Source organism: Mesorhizobium sp. M2A.F.Ca.ET.039.01.1.1, assembly GCF_003998035.1.
In the GTDB taxonomy this organism is placed as follows: domain Bacteria; phylum Pseudomonadota; class Alphaproteobacteria; order Rhizobiales; family Rhizobiaceae; genus Mesorhizobium.
The window spans coordinates 1-16,877 of record NZ_RZRY01000055.1 but is presented as its reverse complement, the minus strand read 5'-3'; the positions used below and the strand labels follow the sequence as shown (position 1 = coordinate 16,877).

Annotated in this window: 11 protein-coding genes; 8 read left to right on the top strand and 3 right to left on the bottom strand. The window is 60.8% G+C overall.

The genetic code is table 11. The features are described 5' to 3' along the window. Nucleotides 1-341: 341 nt before the first annotated feature. Entirely contained in the window at nucleotides 342-1,970 is a 1,629-nt protein-coding gene (locus EOA24_RS07340; protein ID WP_126078450.1) for a fatty-acid--CoA ligase, read from the top strand. Between the two features lie 81 nt (nucleotides 1,971-2,051). Beyond that, a complete protein-coding gene (locus EOA24_RS07335) occupies nucleotides 2,052-2,837 on the top strand; it encodes a DUF1499 domain-containing protein (protein ID WP_126078449.1) in 786 nt (261 codons plus the stop codon). On the opposite strand, the gene EOA24_RS07330 is transcribed toward EOA24_RS07335, so the two are convergent. Further along, nucleotides 2,838-3,746, bottom strand: a complete 909-nt coding sequence (locus EOA24_RS07330; protein WP_126078448.1) for an MBL fold metallo-hydrolase — start codon at nucleotides 3,744-3,746, stop codon at nucleotides 2,838-2,840. 239 nt (nucleotides 3,747-3,985) lie between these two features. On the opposite strand from EOA24_RS07330, the gene EOA24_RS07325 reads away from it, so the two are divergent. From EOA24_RS07325 to EOA24_RS07300, 6 genes are all read left to right on the top strand, one after another. Beyond that, nucleotides 3,986-4,576, top strand: a complete 591-nt coding sequence (locus EOA24_RS07325; RefSeq protein WP_126078447.1) for a biotin transporter BioY — start codon at nucleotides 3,986-3,988, stop codon at nucleotides 4,574-4,576. Nucleotides 4,577-4,795: 219 nt separating this feature from the next. Continuing rightward, complete coding sequence (rfbA, locus tag EOA24_RS07320; RefSeq protein WP_126078446.1) at nucleotides 4,796-5,686, top strand: glucose-1-phosphate thymidylyltransferase RfbA; 891 nt, start codon at nucleotides 4,796-4,798, stop codon at nucleotides 5,684-5,686. Beyond that, a complete protein-coding gene (gene rfbC / locus EOA24_RS07315) occupies nucleotides 5,679-6,233 on the top strand; it encodes a dTDP-4-dehydrorhamnose 3,5-epimerase (RefSeq protein WP_126078445.1) in 555 nt (184 codons plus the stop codon). Before rfbA ends, rfbC begins: the two co-directional genes overlap by 8 nt. A gap of 14 nt (nucleotides 6,234-6,247) precedes the next feature. Then, nucleotides 6,248-7,381: a dTDP-glucose 4,6-dehydratase gene (rfbB, locus tag EOA24_RS07310; protein WP_189343329.1), complete on the top strand. Its 1,134-nt coding sequence runs from the start codon at nucleotides 6,248-6,250 to the stop codon at nucleotides 7,379-7,381. Further along, nucleotides 7,378-8,286: a dTDP-4-dehydrorhamnose reductase gene (gene rfbD / locus EOA24_RS07305; RefSeq protein ID WP_126078444.1), complete on the top strand. Its 909-nt coding sequence runs from the start codon at nucleotides 7,378-7,380 to the stop codon at nucleotides 8,284-8,286. Before rfbB ends, rfbD begins: the two co-directional genes overlap by 4 nt. Continuing rightward, nucleotides 8,283-13,181: a glycoside hydrolase family 99-like domain-containing protein gene (locus tag EOA24_RS07300; protein ID WP_126078443.1), complete on the top strand. Its 4,899-nt coding sequence runs from the start codon at nucleotides 8,283-8,285 to the stop codon at nucleotides 13,179-13,181. Before rfbD ends, EOA24_RS07300 begins: the two co-directional genes overlap by 4 nt. 64 nt (nucleotides 13,182-13,245) lie before the next feature. Here the strand turns inward: EOA24_RS07300 and EOA24_RS07295 are convergent, their stop codons facing one another. Together EOA24_RS07295 and EOA24_RS07285 are read right to left on the bottom strand one after the other, a co-directional pair. Continuing rightward, a complete protein-coding gene (locus EOA24_RS07295; RefSeq protein WP_126078442.1) occupies nucleotides 13,246-14,181 on the bottom strand; it encodes a hypothetical protein in 936 nt (311 codons plus the stop codon). A 1,181-nt stretch (nucleotides 14,182-15,362) separates the two neighbouring features. Continuing rightward, the coding region (locus EOA24_RS07285) for a glucosyltransferase domain-containing protein (RefSeq protein ID WP_127409698.1) at nucleotides 15,363-16,877 on the bottom strand (1,515 nt) is incomplete at its 5' end.

The following is a 16,877-nucleotide window of genomic DNA, read 5'->3' as shown; positions in this document are numbered from 1 at the left end:
GAACAGCAGCGTCCCGCCGACGGCTTCAAGCGCGCCGCCGACGACTTCGGCAAATTCATCTTCGGAAACGGTTTTGATGTCCGGCGCCAGATCGTCCAGACTTTCGGCAAGCGTGCTTTCGAGGGCTTTTTCGTCGAGCTGCGCGTCCATGCGAACCACTCCATTCGCCAATCTCACCCAGCCCGTTAACGAAACTTAACGGCGAGGATGGCCGGATTATGGCGGTTTTCCCGGTTCTTCGATCCATCCACGGGCTTCGACTTATGGCGGCTGGACAATCCGCCGGTTCGTTCCACAATGTGCGGAACAAACGACGCGAATGCGCAAAGGGGAGGAAATAGATGCTCGGATTGATGCAGGAATGGCCGCTGCTTTGCCACAAGCTGATCGACCACGCCGAACGCCAGCACGGCAGCCGGGAGGTCGTGTCGCGTTCGATCGAAGGTCCGATCGTGCGCACTACCTTCGCCGAAATCCATCGCCGGTCGCTCAAGGCGGCGCAGCGGCTGGAGCGTGACGGCTTCGTGCTCGGCGATCGCATCGCGACCCTTGCCTGGAACACGACCCGCCATATCGAAGCCTGGTACGGCATCATGGGCATCGGCGCTATCTACCACACGCTCAATCCGAGGCTATTTCCCGAGCAGATCGCCTGGATCATGAACAATGCCGAGGACAAGGCGATCTTCGTCGACCTCACCTTCGTACCGCTCCTGGAAAAGATCGCCGGCGCGGTGAAATCGCTGCGCCGGGTGATCGTGCTGACCGACCAGGCACATATGCCGCAAACCTCTCTGGCCAATGCCGTCGCCTACGAGGAATGGCTGGCCGAGGCCGACGGCGATTTCGCCTGGAAGACGTTCGACGAGAACACCGCCGCCGGCATGTGCTACACCTCCGGAACGACGGGCGACCCGAAAGGTGTGCTTTACAGCCACCGCTCCAATGTCCTTCACGCCATGATCGCCGCCATGCCCGACGCGATGGGCCTGTCGACGCGCGATGTCGTCCTGCCTGTGGTGCCGATGTTTCACGCCAACGCCTGGGGCCTCGGCCAGAGCGGGCCGATGATCGGCACCAAGCTGGTGATGCCGGGCTGCAAGATGGACGGCGCCTCGATCTATGAACTGCTCGACACCGAAAAGGTGACGTTCAGCGCCGCGGTGCCCACCGTCTGGATGATGCTGCTGCAATATCTGGAAGAGACCGGCAAGAAGCTGCCCTATCTGAACAAGGTCGTGATCGGCGGGGCGTCCTGTCCGCGCGCCATCACCGCAAAGTTCCAGGATGATTACGATGTGCAGGTGGTGCATGCCTGGGGCATGACCGAGATGTCGCCGCTGGGGACGCTCTGCACGCTGAAGCCGCAATATCAGACGCTGACCGGCGAGGCGCGGCTGGATGTCCAGGGCAAGCAGGGTTTTCCGCCCTTCGGCGTCGAGATGAAAGTGACCGACGACGATAACAACGCGCTGCCCTGGGACGGCAAGACCTTCGGGCATCTCAAGGTGCGCGGTCCGGCGGTGGCCCGCGCCTATTATGGCGGCGCCGGCGCCGAGCAGTTCGATGCCGACGGCTGGTTCGACACGGGCGATGTCGCCCATATCGACGCCAGCGGCTACATGCAGATCACCGACCGCGCCAAGGATGTCATCAAGTCCGGCGGCGAATGGATATCGACCATCGACCTGGAGAATCTCGCCGTCGGCCACCCGGACGTGGCGGAGGCGGCGGCGATCGGCATCCCGCATTCGAAATGGGGCGAGCGGCCCTTGCTCGTTGTCGTGCGCAAGCCCGGTCGGGAGCCGAGCAAGGGCGACATCCTCACCTTCATGAGTGGCAAGGTGGCGAAATGGTGGATGCCCGACGACGTCGCCTTCGTCGGCGAAATTCCGCACACCGCTACCGGCAAGATCCAGAAGACCAGCCTGCGCGCCCAGTTCAAGGATTACCGCCTGCCGACGGATTGACGAAAATGTTCGATCTTCCGGCTTCAAGCCCGCGCCAAAAACCGCTAACTCTCGGCCCGGGTTGGGACGATACGGCGAAGAATGGCATCTATTCCTGAACGGCAGACGTCGAGGGCGGCCGGCTGGTCGCGGCGGATCGGGGCATTTTCCCTCGTCCTTCTGCTCACCGCCGTTGCCGGTTACCGACTCGGATTCGTCGAGACGCCGCCTTTCCTGTGGGTGCTTGCGGTCGTCGCGCTGCTGGCGGCGCTCGCCCTGTTGATGGCGGGTCTCGGCCTGTCGAGGGTCTGGAGCTTCGGCGATCGCGGTGGCCGCGATCTCAGCGTCGGCGCGCTGCTGGCGCTGCTGGTTCTGGCGCCCTACGGCGTCGCCGTCTACTGGGCCACGATCTACCCGCCGCTGCGCGACATCTCGACCGATCTCGACGACCCGCCGGTCCTGGACACCAGCGACCGGACAAGCGACATGAACGAGCTGTCGCCGCCGACCCCTGGCGAACAGAGCCTGCAGGCCGATACCTATCCGCTGGTCAGCGGCCACAGCTACAATCTGCCCTTCGAAACCGTCGTCGACGCTGTCGAAACCGTGCTCGACCGCCGCGACTGGCAGCTGACGGCGCCTTATCCCGACATCAACGGGCAGAGCGAGGCGACGATCAATGCGCTGGCCAAGGGCTTTGTGCTCGGACTGCCGGCCGACGTCGCCATCCGCGTCACCGACGATGGCGAGCAGGTCATCGTCGACATGCGCTCGGCCTCGCGCTACGGCCGCTACGACCTCGGCGACAACGCCGCCCGCATCACGGATTTCCTCGGCGAGCTGGACCAGGAAGTCGCCGGGCAGGTTGGCGCGGCGCCGGCCGAGTGATCAGCCGGCGGGACTGAAAATGCCGTCGATCGCCGGGTCGCCTTCGGTGGCGATCAGGCCGCGCGCGGCCAGATCCTCGAGATGGGCGAGCACCGACAGCCCCGCGGCGCCGTGCAGGCGGGGGTCGGTGTCGCGATAGATCGCTGCGACCATCTCCCTGATCGTCCGGTCGCCAGCGCGGATGCGCTCCAGGATCGCCCTTTCACGCATCTTGCGATGCGTCTTCAGGCCGCGCATGAACCTTTGGGGCGCGGTCACGGGCCCGCCATGGCCCGGCAGCAGCAGACGATCCTCGCGCGCCAGCAGCCTGTCGAGGGAGCTCATATAGTCGGCCATGGCGCCGTCCGGCGGCGCGACGATCGAGGTCGACCAGGCCATGACATGGTCGGCCGAAAACAGGATGCCGGTTCCCTCGAGCGCAAACACGGCATGGTTGGCGGTGTGGCCGGGCGTCAGCATGGTGCGGATCGCCCAGCCGTCTCCCTCGGTCAGGGCATTGTTGGCCAGCGCGATATCGGGCACGAAGGCCAGGTCGGCGCTGGCGTCGAGCGGATTGACCTCGCCGATGCGCAAGGGCCGTGCCGGCCGGTGCGGGCCTTCGGCAAGCGTCGGCGCGCCGGTGCGCTCCTTCAGCCGTGCCGCCAGCGGCGAATGGTCGCGATGCGTGTGGCTGACGAAGATGTGGCTGACCGGCCGGCCAGCGATCGCCGTGAGCAGCGTTTCGAGATGCGCGTCGTCTTCCGGCCCCGGATCGATCACCGCCAGCGTGTCGCGACCGACGAGATAGCTGTTGGTGCCGTGGAAGGTGAACGGACTCGGGTTTCCGGCAGTGATGCGCAGCACATCCGGCGCAACCGTGACCGCCCGGCCGTAGGCCGGGTCGAAGCTGGTATCGAACTCAAGCGCCATGCCGGATTCCTTTGCAATGCGGCAAAATGATTGCCGCCCGATACGGAAGCCAATATAGGAAATTCAATGCATGTCGCCCAAAAGTGCGCAGCGGTTTTGGGACAACGACATGCATCAAGAAAGTTTTTGAGCATGTCGCCCAAAAGTGCGCAGCGGTTTTGGGACAACGACATGCATCAAGAAAGTTTTTGAAGCCAGCAAATCAGCCACCCAATGAATCAGCCAGAATGAGGAAGACCATGGCAATTGCAACCACGATGCGTCCGCTCGTTTCTCTCACTCTGCCGGAGCGGGGCGCCGCGCGGCTCGCGACCCAGCTCTTCCTGGCGCTTGCCGGAACCCTGCTGCTCACGCTTTCGGCCAAGACCAAAGTGGTGCTCGGCCCGGTCGACATTTCGCTGCAGACGCTCGCCGTGCTGCTGATCGCCTCGGCCTTCGGCCTGCGGCTGGCCGTCGCGACGCTGCTTCTCTACCTTGCCGAAGGCGCTTTTGGCTTGCCGGTCTTCCAGGGCACGCCGGAAAAGGGCATCGGCATCGCCTATATGCTGGGCGCGACAGGCGGCTATCTCGCCGGTTTCGTGGTCATGGCCGCGATCGCCGGCTGGGCCGCCGACCGCGGCTGGGACCGCAGCCCGTTCAAGCTGTTCGGCGCCATGCTGACGGCGGAAGTCGTCATGATGGCCATGGGCTTTGCCTGGCTGGCGATGCTCATCGGACCGGAAAAGTCCTGGCAGTTCGGCGTCCTGCCCTTCATCGCCGGCGACCTGATCAAGGTGGCCCTGGCCGCCAGCCTGGTGCCGGCCGTGTGGGCGTTGCTCAAGCGCGGCTGATCGCGATCGACGAAAGAAGGGCCGGCGGGCGACAAGCGCCCGCCGGCCCTTTTTCATGCCGCAGTCGGATTTCGCTCGAAACCACCGCGTGCCGGATGATAGAAAGTGGAACCAGCGTCAGGAAGGAAGCAAACCCGACATTGACAAGCCGGTGCCCGAAACCTAAGCACGGGCAACTTGGCATCGAGGCGGGGGCCGCGGTAGTTCAAGGAGAGCTTGTTGAAAGGAATTATCCTTGCGGGCGGCAGCGGAACACGTCTTTATCCGCTAACATTAGCTGTATCTAAGCAAATACTGCCGATCTACGACAAGCCGATGATCTACTACCCGCTTAGCGTGCTGATGCTCGCGGGAATCCGCCAGATCCTCGTCATTTCAACTCCGCGCGACTTGCCGGTGTTTCAGGCTTTGCTGGGCGATGGTTCGGAATTCGGCCTGGAGCTCTGCTATGCCGAGCAGGCGGAGCCCAATGGTCTCGCCGAAGCCTTCATCATCGGTCGCGACTTCATCGGCAAGGACAGCGTGTCGATGATTCTCGGCGACAATATCTATTTCGGCGGCGGCCTGTCGCAGCTCTGCGGCGAGGCGGCTGCGCGCGACGGCGGCGCCTCCGTCTTCGCCTACTATGTCGACGATCCCGAGCGCTATGGCGTGGTCTCCTTCGACAAGGTCACCGGCAGGGCTTTGACGATCGAGGAGAAGCCGCAAAAGCCGAAGTCCAACTGGGCCGTGACAGGTCTTTATTTCTACGACAACAACGTCGTCGACATTGCTTCGACCATCCGCCCTTCGGCGCGCGGCGAGCTCGAGATCACGGCGGTCAACAATGTCTATCTCGAGCGCGGCGAGCTGCATGTCCACCGCCTCGGCCGGGGCTATGCCTGGCTGGATACCGGCACGCATGACAGCCTGCTCGAGGCCTCGTCCTTCGTGCGCACGATCGAGCATCGCCAGGGCATCAAGATCGCCTGCCCCGAGGAGATTGCGCTGGAGCAGCGCTGGATCAGCGCCGACGAGGTCCTCGATCGCGCGGCGCGGCTCGGCAAGAACGAATATGCGGCCTATCTGCGGCGGCGGGTCGCCGATCTGATGGAGGATCAAGGTGCTTGAGGTCAGGACGCTCGGCCTGGAGGACGTGCTGGAGATCGTGCCGAAGCGGCATGGCGACGCGCGCGGCTATTTCTGCGAGACCTGGAATGCGGAGCGCTTTGCCCAGGCCGGTATCGACCTGACCTTCGTGCAGGACAACCATTCCTACTCCGCGGCCGCCGGCGTCCTGCGCGGCTTGCACTATCAGTTACCGCCCCGCGCCCAGGACAAGCTGCTGCGCGTCGTGCGAGGCAGCGTCTTCGATGTCGTCGTCGACATCCGCCGGTCTTCGCCGACTTTCGGAAAATGGTCGGCTTTGGAGGTGTCGGCCGAGAAGGGAAACCAGATCCTGGTGCCGAAGGGATACGCGCACGGCTTCGTCACGCTCGTCCCGGACACCGAGATTCTGTATAAGGTCACCGATACGTATTCGCCGGAGCATGACCGGTCGATCCGCTTCGACGACCCCGCCATCGGCATTGCGTGGCCGTCGCTTGCCGGTGACTTCCAGCTCTCGGACAAGGATCGCAAGGCGCCACCGCTGAGCGAGGCAGAGGTTTTCGCGTGAGGGAAGAGGGCAGGCTGAATTTTCTGGTCACCGGCGGCGCCGGCTTCATCGGCTCGGCCGTGTGCCGGCACCTGTGCGCCAACCCGGCCAACCGCGTCACCAATCTCGACAAGCTCACCTATGCCGGCAATCTCGCGTCGCTGCGGCCGATCGAGAACGCGCACAACTATCGCTTCGAGCAGGGCGACATCTGCGACGAGCGCGCGGTGCTGGAGATATTGCGCCGCGACGACATCGACATCGTCATGAATCTGGCCGCCGAAAGTCATGTCGACCGCTCGATCGACGGCCCCGGCGCCTTCATCGAGACCAACATCGTCGGCACCTACCGCATCCTCAATGCGGCGCTGGAATACTGGCGTGGGCTGTCCGAGGAGCGCAAGGCGGGCTTCCGCTTCCACCATGTCTCGACCGACGAGGTCTTCGGCGACCTGCCTTTCGACGGCGGCATGTTCGTCGAGGAGACGCCCTATGCGCCGTCCTCGCCCTATTCGGCGTCGAAGGCGGCGTCGGACCACCTGGTGCGGGCCTGGCACGAGACCTACGGCCTGCCGGTGGTGCTGTCCAACTGCTCGAACAATTACGGCCCCTACCATTTCCCCGAGAAGCTGATCCCGCTGGTTATCCTCAACGCGCTCGACGAGAAGCCGCTGCCGGTCTACGGCGCCGGCGCCAATGTGCGCGACTGGCTGTTCGTGGAGGATCACGCGCGGGCGCTGGAACTGGTGGCCACCAAGGGGCGGCCGGGCGAGAGCTACAATGTCGGCGGCAATTCCGAGCGCACCAATCTCGGCGTGGTCGAGGCGATCTGCGATCTTCTCGACCTGAGGCGGCCGCGCGCCGGCGGCAAGCGCTATCGCGACCTGATCACCTTCGTTACCGACCGTCCTGGACATGACCGCCGCTATGCGATCGACGCCTCCAAGATCGCGCGCGATCTCGGCTGGGCGCCGCGCGAGAATTTCGACAGCGGCCTGGCCAGGACCGTCGACTGGTATTTGGACAACAAATGGTGGTGGGGGCCGATCCGCGAGCAGCGCTACGCCGGCGAGCGGCTGGGCCACGGTGCGGCCGCAAACAGCCAGAACAGTCCGGTTGCAGGCAACCCGGCCGGGATCGCGGCCGAGAGCAGGAAGGTGACCACGTGAGGCTTGCCGTCACCGGACGCGAGGGCCAGGTCGCCGCAAGCCTGGTCGAGGCGGCGCGGGGCCGCGAAGGCGTGGAAGTCGTCGCCGTCGGCCGCCCGGGGCTCGACCTTGCGCGGCCCGACACAGTGCTCGCGGCATTGGAAGCGGCAAGGCCGGACATCGTCGTTTCCGCCGCCGCCTACACCGCCGTCGACCAGGCCGAGGACGATAAGGACCTGGCCTTCGCGGTGAACGCCACCGGCGCCGGCAAGGTGGCCGAAGCCGCGGCAAGGCTCGGCGTCCCCGTCATCCATCTGTCGACCGACTATGTCTTCGACGGCGCCAAGGACGGCGCCTATGTCGAGACAGACGCCACCGCGCCGCTCGGCGTCTACGGCGCCTCCAAGCTCGCCGGCGAGGAGGCGGTGGCCGCCGCCGATCCGCGCCACATCATCCTGCGCACGGCCTGGGTCTACAGCCCTTTCGGCAGGAACTTCGTCAAGACGATGCTACGGCTGGCGGCCGATCGCGACGAGATCGCCGTCGTCGCCGATCAATGGGGCAATCCGACCTCGGCGCTCGACATCGCCGACGCCATCCTGCATGCGGCGGCGAGGCTGCGGGACGACAGGAATTTCGCCGCCTTCGGTGTCTACCACCTGGCGGGCGAGGGCGACACCAACTGGAGCAGCTTTGCCCGCCACATCCTCGACACAAGCCGGGCGTTGGGTGGCCCCTATGCGAAAGTGCGCGATATCGCCACGGCGGATTATCCGACCAGGGCGAGGCGCCCGCAAAATTCGCGGCTGTCGAGCGCGAAGTTTGAGGGTGTGTTCGGGTGGCGAGCGCCGGGGTGGCGGCAGGCGACGGAGAAGGTTGTTCGGCGGCTGGGGCGCAGCGAGACGAAACAGGCATTGAGTGCATGAACGAAAATCCATCACCGGAGCAACTGCGCGATGCGACCGCGCAGCCGGCGGACCAAGCGGCGCCAAAGAAGCGCGCTAAAGCCAGGTCAGCGAAGACGAAGCCGGCGAAGCGCATATGCGTCATGGTGCTCGGCATGCATCGCTCGGGCACGAGTGCGCTGACGAGGGTGATCAGCCTAGTTGGCGCCGAGCTACCGAAGAACCTAATTTCAAAAGACAGCAACAATGCGACTGGTTACTGGGAACCGGCAGCATTGAACGCTCTCAATGATCAGATGCTTGCGGAAGCCGGTAGTCGCTGGGATGATTGGCGCGCCTTCGACGCGGCCAACCTTGGCAAGCCTCGTGCCCAATTCTACCGCGCGGAGATCGCTCGCATCCTGGAGGAAGAATACGGTGAAGCTCCGCTCTTCGTACTGAAGGAACCGCGGATATCTCGTTTTGTGCCGTTCTACGCTGACATCCTGAAGGCGATGGAGATCGATGTTCGCTATGTATTGACTGGGCGTAACCCGCTTTCGGTCATTGCCTCGCTCGGCAAGCGAGATGGCTTCACACCGGGGTTTGGGGCGCTTCTATGGTTGCGCCACGAGTTGGAGGCTGAATCCGCCACACGCGGCAAGCCGCGTGTCTTCCTCTCCTACGAAGCGCTTATGCAGGACTGGCGTCCTGAAATCCGGAATATAGCGGATGTGCTGGCCATCGGCCAACCATGGACTGTGGACGACATTGCGGCCCATGTGGATGCCTACCTCTCGCGAGAGCATCAGCACCATATCGCAGGCGGTGCACAACTTCTGGCCGACGAACGCATCGCCGACTGGGTCAAGGACACCCATGCCGCCTTGACCGCGCTTCGTAACGACGGACAGGACGCTGAGGCGCTTGCCACGCTCGATAGGGTAAAGGCCGAATTCGACGCAGTATCGCCGATCTTCGGGGACGCATTCTTTCCCGAGCTTGAGGCACGACAGCGGATCTCGGCGCAAGCGCAGGCCGACCTGCGAATGGTCGCAAACGACAGCGCTGAACTGGCCCGGCAACGTGCCGACGAAATTGAGACTTTGACCGCTCTGGAGCGGCAAAGACAAGCCGACTGGGGCGAGCGCGAGGCACAGTTCGCTGGAGAGAAGGCTGAACTTCATCGCTTAATTGGCGAGCGCGACGCCGAAGTCACGCGGCTCGTGCCAGAGGCCGAGCAAAGCATGGCCGAGATTGAAAGGCTTGGTGAGGAAACCGCGCACAGATTAGAGCTCCAGGAATATCAGACAGCTTTTGCCAAGGAATTGGCGGGTCTGAAGTCTTTGGCTGATCAACGCGCGCTCCAGATCGAGCAGCTGCAGAACCAAGCTAGCCAGGCAGCGACTATACAGTCTCATCTGCAGGCCGAGCACGACAGATTGCGTTGGCAGGCTCACGAGAGCACAGCCAGATACGAGGAACTTGAGCGCGAGAACGCCGCTCTTCGCGCCAACGCAACCGGGCTGGAGATGGACCGCGATCACGCCCGTGCCGAGGAAAAGCGGCTGCATGATGTCCTTGACGCGGTGTATGGCAGTACGTCTTGGCGAACGACGCAGCCAGTTCGTGCTATCGGATACGGTATCGCCGCGGTTGCGCGTATTCCTGTGTCAGGTCGTAAGCGTTTGAGCCGGGCAGCCTACGCCTCTTGGCATCGGCTTCCTATGCCGACGGCCGCAAAGCAGAAGTTTAAAGGCGCTGTTTTCCGTTTCTTTCCGTTTCTTTTCAAAAGGACGACCGCCTATAGGGCCTGGCGGAGTTCCAACTCTTATGATGGTGGATTAGCGGCAATTGCCAGCACAGCACCTGTCGGCTTGGGCGCGCCGAAGCCCACACACGTTCCGCTGCTGAATGCCGAGCCAGTGGCGAATAAGCCGGTGCGCGTAATTGCCTTCTATCTTCCGCAATTCCATCCAATCCCGGAAAATGACGAGTGGTGGGGTCAGGGTTTTACGGAATGGGTCAATGTCAAACCCGCGCAGCCACAGTTTTTGGGACATTGTCAGCCCCATGTGCCGGGTGAGCTTGGCTACTACGATCTCAGAGACAAAGCGGTGCAACGCCGCCAGATCGAATTGGCGAAGTTATACGGAATTGAGGGCTTCTGCTTTTATTTCTATTGGTTTGCAGGAAAAAGGCTACTCGAAAAACCATTGGAGAACTGGCTCAACGACAGGGATTTGGATCTTCCATTCTGTTTGTGTTGGGCCAACGAGAACTGGTCCCGCCGGTGGGACGGGCTCGACAGCGAGATCCTCATAGCTCAGAATCATTCGCCAGCGGACGATCTCGCTTTTATAAAAGAAGTGGCGCCCTATCTGCGCGACCCTCGATATATCCGAATTGACGGCAAGCCGGTGCTTTTGGTTTACCGGCCGAGCTTGCTGCCGGACGCCAGCGAAACGGCCTCGCGCTGGCGCCAATGGTGTCGTGATAACGGCGTCGGCGAAATCTATCTCGCTTACACTCAATCCTTCGAGAAGAACGATCCGAGACACTATGGCTTCGATGCCGCAGTCGAATTTCCGCCGAACAACTCCGCGCCCCCGAACGTGACCGGTCAAGTCGTGGGCCTACGTGACGACTTCGCGACGACTGTCTATGACTGGGCTGTCTTTCCGGAGCGCAGCGAAGCATATCCTCCGCGTGAGTACAAGCTGCTCCGTTCCGTCTGCCCAGGCTGGGATAATACCGCCCGTCGCAAGAATAACGGAACGGCTTTCATCAACAATACGCCAGATCTCTACAAGCGATGGCTCGAAAACGCCGCTAAGGACACAATAAACTGCATCGACGAGCCGAGTGAAAGACTGGTCTTTGTCAATGCCTGGAACGAGTGGGCAGAGGGCGCGCATCTCGAACCGGATGCGCAGACAGGCTATGCTTACCTCCAGGCGACCCGCGATGCATTGGAGGCAGTGGGTCGTGAAGGGAAAAGCATCGTTGTAGTCTCGCACGACGCACACCCACACGGCGCGCAAATGCTCGCTATGAACATGGCACGAGGTTTCGGTGAGCTTGGCTTCAAGTCCGAGTTGATCACCCTGGGCCACGGCAATCTGCTTCCTCGCTTCGCGGAAGTGGCCAATGTGCATATAATCGACCTTGCGGCGGAACCCGAGGCAAAGGTGTTGGAGCGCCTTAAGGCTATCCGACGCGGCGGGGCCGAGATGGCGGTGGTCAATACGACGGTCTCCGGGCTTCTCGTTCCCTTGCTGAGGAGAGCAGGCTTTTGCACCGTCTCGCTTATTCACGAACTGCCGGGCATCTTGAAATCCCACGGGCTTGAGCGGAATGCTGCCGCGATCGCGAAACACGCCGACGTTTTGGTCTTTCCCGCCGAAATTGTTCGATCCGGGTTTGAGAATTTCGTCGGCAGGTCAACCGGGCGAGCGGTGACTCGTCCGCAGGGTTCCTATTTTCGCACGCCATTTCGAGAAGAAGATCGCGTTGCGGTGCGGGATCGGGTGCGCAAGAGACTCGGCCTACGCGAGGACGCCCGCATCATTCTGTCGGTCGGATACGGGGACCACCGCAAAGGGCTCGATCTTTTCGTTGACGCCGGGCTCAAGATAACAAGGGCTCATCCGGATGCAGCTGCCGTCTGGGTCGGTCATGTCGATCATGCCCTGCAAGCATTTCAAATGCAGCGAATAAAGGATGCCAGGCTTGAGGATCGTTTTGTCTTTATAGGCTTGGTCGAGGATCCCAGAGATTACTATTTCTCGGCTGATATATATGTCTTGACGTCGCGCGAAGATCCATTTCCTTCGGTAGTGCTTGAGGCACTGGACGCGGCAGTTCCGGTCGTCGCCTTCGAAGGTGCTGGAGGCTTCCAGGATCTGTTAAAGCGCGATTGTGGTATCCTTGTCCCCAAGTTCGACACGGATGCGATGGCTAGGGCTGTTTGCAGCCTCCTCGACAATTCGGAAGAAGCTGAACATCTGGCAAAGATCGGCCGTGAAATTGTCCGCCAGGAGTTTGGTTTCAGTCACTATCTCCATGATCTGCTGGCCTATGCCGGAAGGCCCTTGCCGCGGGTATCCGTCGTGGTGCCGAACTACAACTACGATAGATATCTCATCGAGCGTCTCAATTCGATCGTGAGGCAGACGGTACGACCTTATGAGTTGATTGTGCTCGACGATGCCTCGACGGATGACAGCGTCAAAACCATCGAGCAGTTTTTGGCCACCTGCGATATTCCAGCCAAGTTGGTCAGGAACGAGCGGAATTCAGGCTCGGTATTCCGTCAATGGATGCGTGGCGTTGAAGCTGCGCGCGGCGATTTCGTCTGGATCGCCGAAGCGGATGATCTCGCCGATCCCGACCTCCTGGAAAAACTTCTGCCCGCCTTCGAACGACGCGATGTCGTCATGAGCTACTGCCAGTCACGGCAGATGGACGGCGATGGGCGAATCTTGAGCGAGGACTATCTGGACTACGTATCCGATATCGACCGGTCTCGTTGGGCCAAACCCTACGTCGTCGACGGACGCCAGGAAATTGCCGAGGCACTTTATCTCAAAAACACGATCCCCAACGTCAGCGCGGTACTGTTTCGTCGAGCGCCGCTAATTGAGGTTCTCCAGGGGGAACTCGAAGAGATCGCTTCCTATCGGGACGCCGGCGATTGGGTCGCTTACCTGCGGCTGCTCGAGAAGGGAGGGGTCGCGTTCGATCCCCGGCCACTGAATTCGCATCGCCGTCATCAGTCGAGCGTCACCCGCTTCGATGGCAGGCACTTGCAAGAGATCGCCAAAGTGCAAGCGGAGACGATCGCGCGTTTCCACCTCGGGGCGTCAGCGCAAGCTGCGGCTGCCGCATATGTGCAGAGCCTGTATGAGCAATTCGGCTTAAGGGCCCTGAAATAGTGCGAGCAGAATGACCGCGCCCGGGATCGCATTCCTTTTCGTCGAAAGGGACGAAGTCCTGGCTTCACAATAGACCGGCATCAAGTAAACGAATGCGGCCCACTCTTGCAAGAAATCCGGTCACTCTTGCCCTAGCCGACTGTTGCAAACTGAACCATCCGCGTTCTGGCTCATGCCGTCGCTCAAAAAGGAAATCTTCTTGAAAGCCGGGGCGAAAGTGCGGCCGGTAGGAAGGCAATGCATCGCGCATCTGGTCGATGCAGTACCTCACATTTTTCGCAGTCAGCGGATACTCTCCCGGCTCGCTTTGGATCGTCCGAAAAAGTTCGACAAGCAGGCGGTGTTGGTCGGCAGAAGGGCGTGCGATATTCACTTGCCGAAGGGCCTCGATCAGAGGGTAGGGCAGTGATCCGTTCCCTTCAACTTGACTGTGGTCGAACCCATCGCCAGGAACGCCGATCATGGTGAGAAAGTCCTTGAATAACGAACCCTCAACCCACTGCGCTCGATCATAGGGGGCCAGCGTCAGATTTGGCACTTTCAACCAGCGCCTAAGAATGTCCAACTGCGACGGGTCATAGGCGAAGGGCTGCTCGTTCAGCGGGCGAGTCCAGCGCGTGTCATAATGCCGGACCACCTCATTGAAAGCTGAGACTACGATGTCGCTTGGGTGACGTACATAAGCGATGACCCGAATGTCGTGCCCCTCGAGGCATGATAGAAACAGATCGAGATCTACCCCCGCCTCGCAAAGCATTTCCGAGCTGATGAGCAGCGTTTTGCCTTCTGCCTCTGCCAGCGTCATTGCCAGCCGTGTCGGGCCATGATCGTTTGACCCTGGCATGAATGCCACAGCCAATGGGTTATGATTTGGCCACTCGGAGGTTGTCGGCTTGTAGAAGACTCCGTGCTGCAAAAGCAAAGCAGCGTTTCGAGCTAAAAAAGCTTGAAGCGCACTCGTGCCCGTCTTGTGGACGCCGATATGGAGGATGATCGTCATGAAGTCGACCTCTCAGCGGAAGTCTGCAGCTTCGATCACCGAAGCCATAATGTCATTAGCGATTCATGATTTTCCAACGGATTCAGGAGCGAACACGAGCTTGTTGCCACAAAATGTTGCAAGGCTTGCTGTGCTAAAGCATGTCTCCCGGAAATGGGAACCGGTTTCGGGATAAAGACATGCGTAAAATCAAAAATCTAAAGCGCGTGGAGCGAATCCGAAGGATCGCGACGCGCTTTAGTCTAGAGGCGCGACCCAGCTCGTCGATGTCCGAGGTCCCGGCCGATCGTTGGTCACCCTATCCCGGCTTCCTCAGAACATAGACCTCGGTCATGGGGCCAAGGACGGCAACGTCCTTTGACTGCATTCTTCTCACCTCGACGTCGAACCCCGTGCGCCTCTGAATGAGCAGCGGCAGGTCGTATCCGTAGCGCCACGTTACGAGCGAACCCGACGGGTCCTGCGGGTTCCCGTGATATTCGGGCTCTCCGAAAATGCGGACGCCATCTGAGGATTGGAATGCCACCTGTTCCGACTCCGTGCGTTCGGGATAGGTCGGTGCGGTGAAAATGCATATGCCGCCAAAAGTCCAAGGTCCGAAAAATCTCCGCCAGGGCTTTGAAAGGTTCAAACAGGTGCTCCATCACGTCCAGGTGCACGACCAGGTCGAAGCATCTGTCGGGGAAGGTTTGCGCCTCCAGGTTCTCGTTCCTGATATGCCCGACCATCGTCCCGAAAGGCTTGTCGGGATAGTAGCCGGAGAAGACTTTTTTCGTGATATTGTACCAAAGCCAGAGCGATAAACCTCGCTCGCCAGGCGCCGCCTCATGAACCCGAAGTTCCTTAAGCTGCTCTCGTGAGAACATTGAAAAAAGGACTGCTGCTGCAGCCCTTTCTCGCGTGACGCAATCGTTGAGCGGGCAACCGATTGCCTTTAGCCCGTCTCTGCAACCGGCATAGTCGTCAGGCGCGACGAAGGTTCGTTTCTCCGAGCAAATCGGGCACGTGGCTTGAAATCTTTGATCCATCTGAAGCCTATTCCAAGATCTCGGTGTTTATGGTCGATTCCCTGATTTGGAGAACCCGGCACTGGACATCGGCACGATCAATCAAAACAATCTCGGCGGCGTGATCAACTCGCGCAGCATCGAAGGAGTTTCACATGAGCCTTGCCGCGTCCTTCAGCGGTTGGCGACCCTTGCGAGTGCCTGTTGGTTTGCGTAGCTCGGGCCCTCGCCAAGCCGGATCAATACAATGTCGCCTTGTATTTCCAGGCTGCCAGGTGCGGGCCATACAGGCATCGTCGAGAGCCGGACAATTGTTTGATCGACTTGCTGGTCCGTCGGACCGTTCAGATTGGAGTAGCCGAGCAGTTTCATATAGTAGGTGATGCGCCAGGCATTGCCCCCGTCCCACTCGAAGAACGAGTACCCGACGGTTGAACTGGGGGGCCTTGGATAGTTGGTGGTAAACGGCAGCCCGCCGAACACGCTCAGAGCGTAGGAGCGCTTGGCGTCAAAGCCGGGCATGGACGTCAGCCTCCCGTAGATAGCCGCGGCCAGGAGTGTGTCGTGCTTGTCGACAAGATAGCTGGACGCCTGGCGATAGTTTTGGATCACCTGGATCTGGAAGATCACCACGCCAAGCAGGATTGCCGACACGATGCCGATCCTCGCATTGCTGCTTGTCACCCCAAGGTAGACGAAGAGCCAGACCGCTATCGGCAGACCTACGAGACTTCTGACGGGCATGGTGCCTGCCGCCAGAACGTGGACGCCGAAAGGAATGAACAGGCAGACCAAAGCGGCTGCCAGCAGCAGCAACCTTGAGCGTGACGACTCCTTGAAAAGCGTCCAGCCGCCGAGGGCCATCAGCAGCGGAACTGCCCACAAAATAACACCGTAAGTGCCGCGGTCCAGGCCAAGCGCCCCTCCGAGCGCTTCCAGCACCCGGCCCGTCACCACGACCGGATGCTGAAACAAGAAGCCCGGCTGGAAAAGCGACTCGAAATACTCACTTCTTTTGGAGGTGAACGATTTGAAGATTGCATTGCCGACGGCGTAGAAAATCGCCGAGCCCGCTACCAGAACGCCGGCGCGGGTCAGGTCTTTCGGCAGCGAACTTTCAATGCCGGCCCGTGCCCGCAGAACGCAGACAACAATGCCGAAAACCAGGATTGCCGGTGCGAAACTCTGATAGATCGAGATCGCAAAACCGCCGGCAACGATCGCAACGAAGAAGCGCGAACCATCTGCCGGGATATCTTTCTTGTTGATCAGCCAAATCGCAAGAGCACTGGCAGCCAGGCCGATCCCGACCGCGGCGATGTTGGAGTAGAACTCTACGATGAAGAACCAGGTCGGGAAGGCACAGAAGATCGTGAAACAAGCATATTCGGCGATGGAAAGCCTATGCTTGTCGATGATGTCCATAACGAGCAGGTAAGCGGCAACGCATCCGGCGCCGAAGATGGCCGGCGCCAGCAATGGCATTACAGGATTTGGGATAAGGAACCTCTCGATCAGGTAGGCCCCCCAACGCCCCTGGGCAATCCAGATCGAAGAATCGGTTCTGAAGGCGGCTACCTCTTCGTCGATGGACAGCGAAAAGGAGGCCAACTCGGAAAAGTACATTGCGACAAAGATCGCAAAGAGATTGATGGCCGCCCGGATCGAAGAGGGGCGTGTCAGCATCAT